General features: G+C 61.1%; 14 protein-coding genes and 1 tRNA gene. 7 read left to right on the top strand and 8 right to left on the bottom strand.

All coding sequences use genetic code 11. The annotated features are described in order from the left end of the window. Positions 1 to 37: 37 nt before the first annotated feature. Genes ACP7BX_RS05700 through ACP7BX_RS05690 form a run of 3 tightly spaced genes read right to left on the bottom strand, consistent with a single transcriptional unit; the run spans position 38 to position 2,254 of the window. Positions 38 to 1,336 carry an NAD(P)/FAD-dependent oxidoreductase gene (locus ACP7BX_RS05700; protein ID WP_016976296.1) on the bottom strand — a complete coding sequence of 433 codons (1,299 nt, stop codon included), beginning with the start codon at positions 1,334 to 1,336 and terminating at the stop codon, positions 38 to 40. A gap of 60 nt (positions 1,337 to 1,396) precedes the next feature. After that, positions 1,397 to 1,570, bottom strand: coding sequence for a DUF3094 family protein (locus ACP7BX_RS05695; RefSeq protein WP_016976295.1), 174 nt, complete (start codon positions 1,568 to 1,570; stop codon positions 1,397 to 1,399). Positions 1,571 to 1,624: 54 nt separating this feature from the next. Continuing rightward, positions 1,625 to 2,254 (bottom strand): DUF1780 domain-containing protein, encoded by a 630-nt coding sequence (locus ACP7BX_RS05690; RefSeq protein ID WP_033903339.1) that lies wholly within the window; start codon positions 2,252 to 2,254, stop codon positions 1,625 to 1,627. Positions 2,255 to 2,357: 103 nt separating this feature from the next. Here ACP7BX_RS05690 and ACP7BX_RS05685 point away from each other — a divergent pair, with 103 nt between their 5' ends. Further along, positions 2,358 to 3,047: an energy-coupling factor ABC transporter permease gene (locus ACP7BX_RS05685; RefSeq protein WP_426128096.1), complete on the top strand. Its 690-nt coding sequence runs from the start codon at positions 2,358 to 2,360 to the stop codon at positions 3,045 to 3,047. Between the two features lie 66 nt (positions 3,048 to 3,113). Then, positions 3,114 to 3,329, top strand: a complete 216-nt coding sequence (locus ACP7BX_RS05680; RefSeq protein ID WP_003171680.1) for a hypothetical protein — start codon at positions 3,114 to 3,116, stop codon at positions 3,327 to 3,329. Here ACP7BX_RS05680 and yacG read toward each other — a convergent pair. From yacG to ACP7BX_RS05660, 4 genes are read right to left on the bottom strand one after another with little or no spacing between them, the layout of a single operon-like run. Then, positions 3,326 to 3,526 (bottom strand): DNA gyrase inhibitor YacG, encoded by a 201-nt coding sequence (yacG, locus tag ACP7BX_RS05675; protein ID WP_003188437.1) that lies wholly within the window; start codon positions 3,524 to 3,526, stop codon positions 3,326 to 3,328. The genes ACP7BX_RS05680 and yacG overlap by 4 nt on opposite strands. Beyond that, complete coding sequence (coaE, locus tag ACP7BX_RS05670; RefSeq protein ID WP_033903342.1) at positions 3,523 to 4,146, bottom strand: dephospho-CoA kinase; 624 nt, start codon at positions 4,144 to 4,146, stop codon at positions 3,523 to 3,525. The genes yacG and coaE overlap by 4 nt, the downstream gene beginning before the upstream one ends. Beyond that, positions 4,143 to 5,009: a prepilin peptidase gene (locus tag ACP7BX_RS05665; RefSeq protein ID WP_426128099.1), complete on the bottom strand. Its 867-nt coding sequence runs from the start codon at positions 5,007 to 5,009 to the stop codon at positions 4,143 to 4,145. The genes coaE and ACP7BX_RS05665 overlap by 4 nt, the downstream gene beginning before the upstream one ends. Further along, positions 5,006 to 6,214: a type II secretion system F family protein gene (locus ACP7BX_RS05660; RefSeq protein WP_426128101.1), complete on the bottom strand. Its 1,209-nt coding sequence runs from the start codon at positions 6,212 to 6,214 to the stop codon at positions 5,006 to 5,008. Before ACP7BX_RS05660 ends, ACP7BX_RS05665 begins: the two co-directional genes overlap by 4 nt. Before the next feature lie 194 nt (positions 6,215 to 6,408). Between ACP7BX_RS05660 and ACP7BX_RS05655 the strand changes: the two genes are divergently transcribed. From ACP7BX_RS05655 to ACP7BX_RS05640, 4 genes are all read left to right on the top strand, one after another. Continuing rightward, the gene (locus tag ACP7BX_RS05655) at positions 6,409 to 6,831 is read left to right on the top strand and encodes a pilin (RefSeq protein WP_133074695.1); all 423 of its coding nucleotides are present in this window, start codon (positions 6,409 to 6,411) and stop codon (positions 6,829 to 6,831) included. Positions 6,832 to 6,866: 35 nt separating this feature from the next. Further along, on the top strand, positions 6,867 to 8,267 hold the full coding sequence (locus ACP7BX_RS05650) for an O-antigen ligase family protein (protein ID WP_314534592.1): 1,401 nt from the start codon (positions 6,867 to 6,869) through the stop codon (positions 8,265 to 8,267). Positions 8,268 to 8,315: 48 nt separating this feature from the next. After that, a tRNA-Thr gene (locus ACP7BX_RS05645) sits at positions 8,316 to 8,388 on the top strand. Between the two features lie 145 nt (positions 8,389 to 8,533). After that, positions 8,534 to 8,839 carry a DUF6388 family protein gene (locus tag ACP7BX_RS05640; protein ID WP_033903347.1) on the top strand — a complete coding sequence of 102 codons (306 nt, stop codon included), beginning with the start codon at positions 8,534 to 8,536 and terminating at the stop codon, positions 8,837 to 8,839. Between the two features lie 56 nt (positions 8,840 to 8,895). Here the strand turns inward: ACP7BX_RS05640 and nadC are convergent, their stop codons facing one another. Beyond that, entirely contained in the window at positions 8,896 to 9,744 is an 849-nt protein-coding gene (gene nadC, locus ACP7BX_RS05635) for a carboxylating nicotinate-nucleotide diphosphorylase (protein ID WP_028618799.1), read from the bottom strand. 191 nt (positions 9,745 to 9,935) lie between these two features. Here nadC and ACP7BX_RS05630 point away from each other — a divergent pair, with 191 nt between their 5' ends. After that, entirely contained in the window at positions 9,936 to 12,059 is a 2,124-nt protein-coding gene (locus ACP7BX_RS05630) for a DUF1631 domain-containing protein (RefSeq protein ID WP_426128104.1), read from the top strand. The last annotated feature ends 11 nt before the right edge of the window (positions 12,060 to 12,070 follow it).

Genomic DNA, 12,070 nt, shown 5'->3' with positions numbered 1-12,070 from the left:
TTTTCGAGAGGGGGATTTTTTTCAGCGGCGTAGTCGATCAGTGCAGCTTGAGCCGTGGCTCGGTGCCACGCCCGATCTTGCTCCCCAGCATCAGCATCGCCGTGCGGAAGAAGCCATACAGCGCCATCTGGTGCATGCGGTACAGCGACACATAGAACATCCGCGCCAACCAGCCTTCCAACATCACACTGCCGGTGAGGTTGCCCATCAAGTTACCCACTGCCGAGAAGCGCGACAGCGAGATCAGCGAGCCGTAGTCGGTGTACTTGTAGCTCGGCAGGTCCTTGCCTTCGATGCGCAGCTTCAGCGACTTGGCCAGCAACGAGGCTTGCTGGTGAGCCGCCTGGGCCCGTGGCGGTACGTTGCGGTCGGTGCCCGGTTGCGGGCAGGCGGCGCAGTCGCCAAAGGCGAAGATGTTTTCGTCGCGGGTGGTTTGCAGTGTCGGCAGTACTTGCAGTTGATTGATGCGGTTGGTTTCCAGGCCATCGATGTCCTTGAGGAAGCCTGGCGCACGAATCCCGGCGGCCCAGACCTTGAGGCTGGCGGGGATTACCTGGCCGCTGCTGGTGATCAACGCATCGGCGGTCACTTCGCTCACCGCCGAATTGGTCAGCACGGTCACTCCAAGTTTCTCCAGGGTTTTATGCACAGGCCCGCCGATACGCTCCGGCAGGGCAGGCAGCACCCGTGGGCCGGCTTCGATCAGGGTGATGTGCATGTTTTCCGGCTTGATGCGGTCCAGGCCGTAGGCGGCCAGTTCATGGGCGGCATTATGCAGTTCGGCGGCCAGCTCGACCCCGGTTGCACCCGCGCCGACGATGGCGACGCTGATCTTTTCCACCACGTCCGTCTGCCCGGCATGGGCGCGCAGGTAGTGGTTGAGCAATTGCTGGTGGAAGCGCTCGGCTTGCTTGCGGGTGTCGAGGAACAGGCAGTGTTGTGCCGCGCCTTCGGTGCCGAAGTCATTGGTGGTGCTGCCCACGGCAATCACCAGGCTGTCATAGCCCAGCACGCGTGCGGGCACCAGCTCACGGCCTTCTTCGTCGAGGGTGGCGGCCAGCTGGATTTTCTTCTGCTCACGGTCAAGCCCGCTCATGCGCCCCAGCTGGAACTCGAAGTGGTTCCATTTGGCTTGTGCAACATAGTTGAGTTCGTCTTCCGAAGAATTCAGCGAACCGGCCGCCACTTCGTGCAGCAAGGGTTTCCAGATGTGGGTCAGGTTGGCGTCTACCAGCGTGATGCTGGCGGTGCCGCGCTTGCCCAGAGTCTTACCCAGGCGGGTAGCCAACTCCAGGCCGCCGGCGCCGCCGCCGACGATAATAATACGATGGGTCATGGGGATATCTCGCAAGGCTAAAAGAAATCGGAGCAGTTACCCCCGCGAGCGCCAGGCAGCTCATAGCGTCAGGTAACTCAAAAGTCGGCTCAGCAGGCCCAGGCCGATCACCACAACAAGCACCACACCCAGGAGCAGCCACGGCCGGAAAGGCTTGCGCTCGACTCGGTTTTGGGAGAGTTGCAGGTACTCTTCGACATGCTGTTGGTCATCGGGGTTCAGGCGGCTGGTCATAAAGGCCTCGTCAGGTAGACGTTGCAAAAGGGCGCCACGTTACAGTCCGGGGGATCAGAGGCTGATGCCCACGTCGAATACTATGCTGCGGCCCAGGTTGTTGCGCAAGAAATCCGGTGCGTCCGGGTGCGCGAACAACACCCGTGCAAACGTCGGTCCCACCAATGACAGTGAGCGCCAGCCCTGGCGCAGGTATTCCGTTGGTGGCGGAAAATGGCTGTTCAGGTCGAGCACTTCGCGCTTGAGGCTGGTGAAGGCGACAATATCCAGCTCGCCCAGGTCCATCCCGCGCTCTTTATAGTTATGGGCTTTCTTGCGCAGTGTAGGCGCCAAGCGCAATAGAAACTCATGGGCCGGGATGCGTCGCGGCTTGGTCTCGCGTCGTACCAGTTGGCTCAGGGAGAAGGCGCTGCGCCGGCGCAGTAGCTCGTCGCGCCATTCGTCGTTCAGGCGGCGGCCCTCATCCAGTACGAAAAACACCTCGAAGCTGGCGTCACGAAAAAGCACGTCCGGGGGCTCTTGCCCTGCGGCGTGAAACTCTTCGGCTCGATAAGGCACGTTCAAGCCTTGCAGCAGGCGCTGGCAGACCCAACGCTCACGCTCCCACTTGCGGGCATTGGACAGGAACGCGTTGGCTTGTTCGGCCGCTACGGTGAGCAGGCGCAGGTAATCTGAGTCATCCATAGCTAGCAGCTTAGCGCTCAAATGATGACCACAGGAAGTACCCCTCTGAAACGTCGGTGTAAACTGATCATCCGACGGATATTCGACCAGGGGGAGTATCGCCGTGATCAGTGCCGCAATGCTGGCGCCAACCACGATGGGCGTGGGCTGGCTGTTATATGCGCCCGTGTTGCTGTGGGCGGTCCTGCGTTCGCCCTGGGTGGAGCTGTTCGCCGACCGGCGCCGCCAGCACCTGCTCTTCGGCACCGTGTTCGCGTTGTTCATGCTGTGGCTGGTACGGCGGGATTTCGACACCGGCGTGTCCTATCACTTCATTGGCATGACCGCCGTGACGCTGCTGCTGGATTGGCCCTTGGCACTTGTCGGTGGCTTTGCCGCACAGTTGGGCTTGATGATGTTGGGGCGCCAGGACCTGGCCGCTCTTGGTATCAACGGCCTGTTGCTGATCGTGCTGCCGGTGCTGGTCACCGAGGCCTGCGCGTTGCTGGTGGAGCGAGCGCAACCGCGTAATCCCTTCGTATACATCTTTTGTTCCGGATTTTTTGCCGCCGCATTATCGGCCTTGCTCTGCTTGCTGTTCGGGCTGTGGCTGCTGTGGTTCGACGGCCGTTTCGCGATGCCGGAATGGCTGGAGGATTTCATCGGCTACCTGTGGCTGATCATCTTCCCCGAGGCCTTTATCAACGGAATGGTCGTCAGCGCCCTGGTGGCGTTTTGCCCGGAATGGCTGGAGACTTTCAACCGCACGCGTTACCTCTCGGCGCCCTGGAAGGATGACGATTCGCAGCGTTGATCCAGATCAAATCTCACGCGCCCTGGCAGGCCCATGCTCTGCAAAATTTTTCCAGGAGCACGGATCATGAGTGTGTACGAGTGGGCACGGCAGGAATTGCGCAGAAGCCAGGATGCGGCACAGGAAATCGGCTTTGACCCTGGCCTGACCCTGCGCGCCATGCTCAGTGCGGTGGTGCAGCAGAGTAAAGGTGTGCGCAGTTTCGAAGACCTGGCCGACGAGCTGCAATACCTTGCAGAAAACCTCGACGACCAGCAGGAATACGCCTTTATGCGCCCTTAGTGGCGCGGTGGCAGGTCTTCGGAAAACAGTTCGTCTTCGGCATCCGGGGCCACGGGGATCTTGTGTTCTTCAGCGGCCCAGGCGCCCAGGTCGATGAGTTTGCAGCGGTCCGAGCAGAACGGCCGGTTGAGGTTGGTCGCTTTCCATTCCACGGGTGCGCCGCAGGTTGGGCAGTCGACGGTCAAGGGTTGGCTCATGATCGGCCTCCACGCAAAGTAAGGTAAAAGTGGTGCAGTCGCTCGACCTCGCTGTGCAGCCAGGCGAGGTCCTGATCATTGACCAGGACGTCATCGGCATGTTTCAGGCGGTCTTCGCGGCTGGATTGTGCCTTGAGGATCGCCTGTACCTGTTGCTCGTTGATGCCGTCGCGCTGCAGGGTACGCTGAATCTGCAGCGATTGCGGCACGTCGATCACCAGGATGCGCTGGGTCATGCTGTACTGGCCGGATTCGATCAGCAGTGGCGACACCAGGATCGCGTAAGGTGACGTTGCCCGCGCCAGGTGGCTGCGAATTTCTTCACCAATCAACGGGTGCAGCAGGGCTTCGAGCCAGCGGCGCTCTTCGGGGACTTCAAAGATCAGCTTGCGCAATGCGCCGCGGTCCAATTGGCCGTCAGGCTGCAACACGCCGGCACCAAAGTGCTCAGCGATACGCGCCAGTGCCGGACGGCCAGGCTCCACCACCCAGCGGGCGGCGTGGTCGGCGTCTACCAGGTCGATACCCAGGTCGATAAAGTGCTGGGCCGCCGCGCTTTTGCCGCTGCCGATGCCGCCGGTAAGGCCGAGAATCCAGGGTGTTGCAACAGAAGTGGTCATCTGAAACCGACAGACTGCAAATAGAAGTCGGTTATTTGACCACCCCAGAGCAATGCAATCCAGCCGGCAATTGCCAGATACGGACCAAATGGCATCGGCGCCGACGCTTGGACCTTACGCAGCCGCATCAGGATCAAGCCGACGAACACACCGACCAACGACGACATCAACAGCGTCATCGGCAGAATCTGCCAACCGCCCCAGGCACCGAGCAGCGCGAGCAACTTGAAGTCGCCGTGGCCCATGCCGTCCTTGCCAGTGACCAGCTTGAACAGCCAGAACACGCTCCACAGGCTCATATACCCGATCACTGCGCCCCACAGTGCGTCGGGCAATGTCGTCAGCAGGCCGAACCCGTTGACGATCAGCCCCAGCCACAGCAACGGCATCACCAGCACATCCGGCAACAATTGATGATCGGCATCAATCAGGCTCATCGCCAGCAAGCCCCAGCTCAGTACAAGCACTGCGCCCGCCTGCCAGCCAAAGCCGAAATGCCAGGCCACCCAGGCCGAGATCAGTCCACACGCCAGTTCAGTAAGTGGATAGCGTGGGCTGATTGCTCCTTTGCAATGGGCGCAACGACCTCGCAGAAACAAGTAGCTGAGCAGTGGGATATTTTCCCACGGGCGTATCGGATGGTTGCAATGCGGGCAGCAGGAATTGGGGTGCATCAGGTTGTAGGTCGGCCCGGCTGGGTCGGCGGGTAGACCGAGCACTTCATGGGCTTGGGCGCGCCATTCCCGTTCGAGCATTTTTGGCAGGCGCCACACCAGCACGTTGAGAAAACTGCCGACGATCAGCCCCAGTATCCCTGCCATCACCACAAAGGCCCACGGGTGTTCAACCAGTAACAGGCTCAAAACGCGCTCCCCAGCTGGAAGACCGGCAAGTACATGGCGATTACCAGCGCGCCGACGATGCCGCCCAGGACCACCATGATCAGCGGCTCCATCAGGCTGGTGAGGTTATCGACCAGGTTGTCCACATCGGCCTCGTAATGATTGGCGACCTTTTCCAGCATACGGTCCAGTGTGCCCGACTCTTCGCCGATGGCAGTCATCTGGATCGCCATGGGAGGGAACAGGCCGCTGGCGAGCATGGATTGATTCAATGGCAGGCCGGTGGATACATCGTGTCGCATATGTTCGATTGCCTGTTTGAACGGCCCTGAACCGACCGCGCCGGCTACTGAATCCAATGCCTGAACCAAGGGGACGCCCGCCGCAAAGGTCGTGGACAGTGTGCGGGCGTAGCGGGCCACGGCCGATTTTGTCAGCAGTTTGCCTGCCAGCGGCGCTTTCAACAAACCGGCATCCAGCCAGAGTCGAAAAGCAGGGGCGGCGTTATAGGCGTGGCGCAACCCCATGCATCCCGCGAGAATGCCCAGCGCTACGATCCACCAGGCTTTCTGCACAAACTCGGACAAGGCGATCACCTGCAAGGTAAAACCGGGCAGCGTGCCGTCGACGCCGGCAAACAGGTTCTGGAACTGCGGCACGACGTGGATCAGCAGAACGCCGGTGACCAGGCTGGCCACCACCAGCACCGCGATCGGATAGGTCATGGCTTTTTTGATCCTGGTCCTTAACTGCTCGCTCTTTTCCCGATGGATCGCCACACGCTCCAGCAGGGTTTCCAGCGCTCCGGCCTGCTCGCCGGCCGCCACCAGATTGCAATACAGCTCATCGAAGCGGCGCGGTTGTTTGCGCAAGGCTTCGGCCAGGCTGGAACCTGCGGCGATCGCTTGTTTCAGCCCCTGCACCAACTCGCGCATAGCGCGGTTGTCGAAGCCATCGCCGATGACGTCGAAAGCTTGCAGCAGGGGAATCCCGGCCTTCAGCAGCGTCGCCAGTTGGCGAGTGAACAGGGTGATATCCGTCGATTTGATCGACGGTGTGAGTCCTCGCAGAACGGGGGATTTCTTGCGCACATGCCCCGGGCTGATGCCCTGTTGGCGCAACTGGGCCCTGACCCAGGCAAGATTGTGGCCCGTGGTTTGCCCGCACACCCTGCGTCCTTTGCGATTGATGCCTTCCCAGGCGTACAGCGTTAAAGCGTCGTCCATGTCACCGTTCCGCACAGAGGTCGTCGAAGATTTATAGCTTAGTCAGGTGACGGATTCGGGCAGGCGGGCGAAGCAGGATAAAATGTCAGAATGTGCGACTTGCGCGCGATTGAGCGTCTGCGGATGAGTACACTGGCGCCGCTGCACAACAACGGGGCGCAGGACGCGCCTTGTCATGAGTTTTATCCTGGAGAGTGAATGTGAGACGTCAAAAAGGTTTTACCCTGATCGAGCTGTTGATCGTCGTGGCAATCATCGGCATTTTGGCCACCATCGGCCTGCCCATGTACACCACCCACCAGGCCAAGGCCAAGTTCACCGCCGGCCTGGCTGAAATCAGCGCGTTGAAGCCTGGGTATGAAGACACCCTCAACCAGGGCACGGTCCCGACGCTGGCATTGATCGGCGGCACCAGCCCGACAGCCAACTGCAAGATTGATGTAGCAGGCGATGTCGCCACGGGCGCCGGCTCCATCCGTTGCGAAATACTCGACGCGCCCGCACCGGTGCTGGGCAAGACCATCAGCCTGACGCGCAATGCCACCACCGGTTGGAAATGCACCACCACGGCTGACGCAAAATATGTCGCCAAAGGTTGCGGCGCCGACGGTGCATAACTGCTAAACCCTGCGCAGGGAAGTTGAGGTGGCCGATGGCGTTATCCGTAGAGCAGCGTGGCAGTATTTTTCTGGTGGCAGTGGTGTGCCTGCTGGTGGTTGGGGTTTGTGCTCCCTTCAGTGGGCATGATCTGCAACGGGTGATGCAGATCGCCATCGGGGCTTGCGCGGTGCTGTACGGGCTGTCGGTCGCCCACGTTGAACGGCTGGTTGACCGGACCACGGCCTTGGGCCTGACGCTGATCATCGTGCTGGGCCTGGTGTCGTCAATGCGGGCTCACCAGCCGCTCTGGGCGCTTGTCGAAATGGCATCGTTCGTCAGCTGCGGCGCGATTGCGGTGGCATTCGCCCTGCTGCGACGCCAGGGCGGTGAATCGTTGGACCGCGTCTTGATTCTGTTCGTGGTGCTGCTGTGCCTGATCAAATCGATTCAATACACCTACGCCGGTGCTCTGGCGTTCATCAGCGCTGAGCGCACGCTAGACCCTGACGTATTGCTGGCCGGCTTTTCCAACAAACGTTTCTACGGCCAGTTCCAGACGTTTACTTTGCCGCTGCTGGCGCTCCCCTTATTGATCCCCACGCTGTCTCGCTCGCTCAAGGCCGCAGTGTTTGCGCTGCTGTGCGTGTGGTGGCTGATTGCAGTGGGTGGCGGCACGCGTGGCACCTGGCTTGGCATGGGCGCGGCGGGCGTGGTGTTGGCGGTGCTGGGGCCATGGGGCCGGCGCTGGTTGGGTTGGCAGTTGGCCGCAATGCTGGGCGGACTGTTGTTGTATTGGCTGGTGTTCAAGGTGTTGGCGGATTACCTGGGGATCGAGATCGCCAATGCCGCCAGCGATCGCCTCACGACGTCGTTGTCGGGGCGAGGGCCGATCTGGTGGCAGGCCTGGCATATGCTCGTCGAGCGGCCTTGGTTGGGCTTCGGGCCAATGCATTTCGCCGATATCACCAACAGCATTGCCGCTCACCCCCATCAGACCATCCTGCAATGGACGAGCGAGTGGGGCGTGCCATCCGCGTTGTGCGTCGCGGTGTTGGCATGGCGAGGCGGCTGGGCCACGGTCGGTGTCGTGCGTGAGCGTGCGCTGAGCGCCGAGTGTGCAGATTTGCTGCGGCTGTGCCTGTTTGCGGCGTTGGTCGGTGCGCTGGTGCAGTCCATGGTCGACGGCGTGATCGTGATGCCCAACTCCCAGGTCTGGCTGGCGCTGGTGGTGGGCTGGCTGATGGCCTTGCATGTGTGGCGAACCCCGCAAACCGCCCAATTGCCATTGGCCTGGGGCGCCTGGAAAGTACTGGGCCTGCTGGCCGTTGGTCTGTTGAGTGTTATCGCCGTGCGTGATGTCCCCCATATCGAACAAGCCCAGCAGCAGTACCTGGACAGCCATGCCAACATGCTGCAACCACGCTTCTGGGCCCAAGGCGTAATAGCCCGCTGACGGCGGCAAGTTGCCGGACTCCCGATGCGGTGCTAGCTTTAGCCCACCGCCCGTGTAGCTCAGCCGGTAGAGCAGCGCACTCGTAACGCGAAGGTCGCAGGTTCGATTCCTGTCTCGGGCAAAAAGGCACCATCGGCAGCACTGTTTTCAGATGATCCCAGAATGGTTCTGAAGGCCAGACGAGCTGGCATTTGCGCCCGCTCTTTTGTATCTGCGCAACCTTGATGACCCAGATGCATCCCCATTCCTCGATCTAAGAGAACGACATGACCACGACTGAAATGACCCAGGAAGTTCGGCATCAAGCAGCCCTCGAAAAATACCTCGAGGAGTCGCCGCAACTTAAAGAAGAGATCAAGGACCTGAGCGCCGATGATCAGCGCGACCAGATTCAGTGGGCATTCGAGGACGAGGCCGAGAGCCAGGGCTATCAGCCCTGGGAGCTGACCCTCAAGTACACCTCGACACCGGAAGAGTTCGAAGCGGCACGGCTGGCCTTGCATAAAGAGGCGGCTGAAGTGTTGGGTGTTGAGTGGGAAGAGTATTGCGAGATGAACGACTTGGTGGTCTAGAAGCAGCTGTGGTGAGCGGGGCAAGCCCGCTCACCACAGAAGTATTTTTGAACGCCTTAGATACTGAGGCGCATCGACAAATCCACCGCCTTCACATCCTTGGTCATCGCGCCAATCGAGATGTAATCCACCCCGGTCTCCGCAATGGGCAGCAGGGTGCTTTCATTGATCCCGCCGCTGGCCTCCAGCTTCGCCTTGCCGCCGTTCAGGCGCACGGCTTCACGCATATCGTCCAGGCTCAGCTCATCGAGCATGATGATATCCGCGCCCGCCGCCAGCGCTTCGCGCAGTTCATCCAGGCTTTCCACTTCGATTTCCACCGGCTTGCCGGGGGCGATCTTGTGGGCGGCCGTGATCGCCTGGGCAATGCCGCCGCAGGCCGCGATATGGTTTTCCTTGATCAGGAACGCGTCATACAAACCGATACGGTGGTTGTGGCAGCCGCCGCAGGTCACCGCGTACTTCTGCGCCAGGCGCAGCCCCGGCAAGGTTTTGCGGGTGTCCAGCAGCTTGACCTGGGTACTGGCGACAAAATCCGCCAGGAATTGCGCACGGGTGGCGACACCGGAGAGCAACTGCAGGAAGTTCAGCGCGCAGCGTTCGCCACTCAGGAGTGAACGTGCCGGGCCTTCAAGGTGGAACAGCACCTGGTTGGGGCTGACGCGCTCACCATCGGCCACCTGCCAATGCACCGCGACCCGTGGGTCCAGCTGGCGGAACACCGCATCCACCCAGGCCGTACCGGCGATAACAGCCGTGTCACGGGTAATGATGGTGGCCGTGGCCAGCCGTTCGGCCGGGATCAACTGCGCAGTGATGTCGCCGCTGCCGATATCTTCCAGCAGTGCGCGGCGCACGTTGGCTTCGATTTCGGCGGTGAGGTCGGCAAGACGGAGATTCGGCATAACAGGCTCCACAGACAAAGTGCCCCGATTATAGGGGCAGTGCGCGTTCGAACCCAGGCTCGCCACTCATTTACCGAGCAAAGGCAGAGTTTGCTGGCGCAACCCCCCTCATTTGCAAGATAATCTCGCGCCTTGCAATTGGCGTCATAGCTTTGACGTTCAGACCCATACCGCCGTTTCAGGAGGCCAGGATGCACAATGACGGAAAGGTGGTGCCCTTCAACAAGGCGCCCGCCACGCCATCGCCGCTCGCCCGACTGCCGGTGGTGTTGCTGCAGGTCCGCGACAAGGCGGCGCAACAGTTGCAGCAAGGGCTGCAGGATCTGTTTGATAACGCTGACGACACCTTGTTCGAAATGGCCGACAAGGCGCGTAACAACCTTGATCACCATATTTTCTTCGAAGCCATGCGCGACCTGCGCCTCAAGCGCAAGAATTTCGAGCGTGTGTTCATGGAGCGCCTGTTTGAAGCCTTCGCCAGTCTGGGTCAGGCAGGACGCGGAGAATTGCAGTTGGTGCCGGTGGTGTCCTACGACGCGGCACCGGGCTCATCCAGGGATGATCGCGAAAAAGCCGTGGCGCTTGAGGCTATGCTGGGTCGGGTGCGGCACCGTGATGGCCTGGCCCTGGGCCAACTCACCGCGCGCTTGAGCGCGTTGCTCGGCAACCGCCTGGATGATCGCGAAAACCCCCTGGGGCCTGCACTGTTGTGTGAATTTTTCCTGCGGGCGGGGCGCAGCCTGGGCGTAGAGATCCGCGTCAAGCTGATCATGCTCAAGCTGTTTGAAAAATACGTACTCAGTGACGCCGACCAGCTTTACGGCGAAGCCAATCAATTGCTGGTCGCGACCGGTGTGTTGCCTGAACTCAAAAGCGTACCGTCGCGGCGGCTTGAAGCGCGTGAGTCCCGTGAACTTGCGCGCGAGGAAGCCCTGCCGCCCGTTGACGAAAATGGCCAGCAAGCCTTTGCCGCGCTCCAGCAGTTGCTCACGGCGGTACGCGGTAGCGTGGCGCCGACGCTTGAAGCCAGCGCCGAACCCTTGCCCATTGCCACCCGTGACCTGCTGCGCCTGCTCTCCCATTTGCAGCAATACGTGCCGGAGCCTGAGGTCGAGGATGATTTCGACCTGCGCAACCAGCTTGAGCAGTTGCTCACGCGCGTCAGCGTCAAGAGTGGCAAGTCGCGGGTGGTGGAGGAGGCGGACGAAGATGTGATCAACCTGATCGCGCTGCTGTTCGAATTCATCCTCAACGACCGCGCCGTGCCTGATGCCTTCAAGGCCCTGATCGGTCGCCTGCAGATCCCGATGCTGAAAGTGGCGGTGCTGGACAAGAGCCTCTTCAGTCGCGCCAGCCACCCGGCGCGGCGTCTGCTCAATGAAGTCGCAACCGCCGCAATGGGCGGCAGCCAGCGCGACCATCTGTACCTGCGCATCGAGCAGGTGGTGCAGCGCTTGCTCAACGAATTTGTCGAAGACCCGGCGATTTTTTCCCAACTGCTCGCCGAGTTCAGTGCGTTCACCGCGGATGAGCGGCGGCGCAGCGATTTGCTTGAACAACACACCCGTGATGCCGAAGCCGGGCGCGTGCGCACCGAAGCGGCCCGCCAGCGCGTGGCCGATGTGCTGAACAAACGGCTGTTGGGCAAGACCCTGCCGCGTCCGGTCGTGCAGTTCCTGCAGCAGGCTTGGAGCCAGGTGCTGTTGCTGGCCAGTCTCAAGCATGGCGAGCAGTCGGTGCAGTGGCAGGCGGGGCTGCGCACCATGGACGAACTGATCTGGAGTGTTGGCCTGCAACAAGACACCGAAGCCGGGCGCCATCTGCTGGAGCAACTGCCGGGCTTGCTCAAGGCCCTGCGCGACGGCTTGACCAGCGCCGCGTTCGACCCCTTCAGCACCCGCGAATTTTTTGTGCGCTTGCAAGCCCTGCATGTCCAGGCACCTGAAGGCGTCGACGAGTTGATCGAAGTACGTGAGGCGTTTGTGCTGACATCGGCGTCACCCGACCCGGTCAGCGACTTGCCGGACAACGACCCCGACTTGCTTAAAGCCCGAGAACTCAAGGTGGGGGGATGGGTGGCGTTCGAGGAAAACGAAGCCACTACGCTGCGCTGCCGACTGACGGCGATCATGGCGCCGGCCGAGACCTATGTCTTCACCCGTCGCACGGGGCTCAAGGTGATGGAGAAAAGTGCCGGCCAACTGGCATTGGCGTTCAAGCGTGGCGTCCTGCATGCCCTGGACGATGGCCCCCTGTTCGAGCGCGCACTGGCCGCTGTGGTGAGCAAGCTGCGTCAACTCAATCACGGCAAGTGATCGCAACCTGA

This window comes from Pseudomonas sp. DWP3-1-3b3 (assembly GCF_049896305.1).
In the GTDB taxonomy this organism is placed as follows: domain Bacteria; phylum Pseudomonadota; class Gammaproteobacteria; order Pseudomonadales; family Pseudomonadaceae; genus Aquipseudomonas; species Aquipseudomonas azotoformans_A.
The sequence above is the reverse complement of the archived record's forward strand: the minus strand, read 5'-3'. Positions and strand labels throughout refer to the sequence as shown.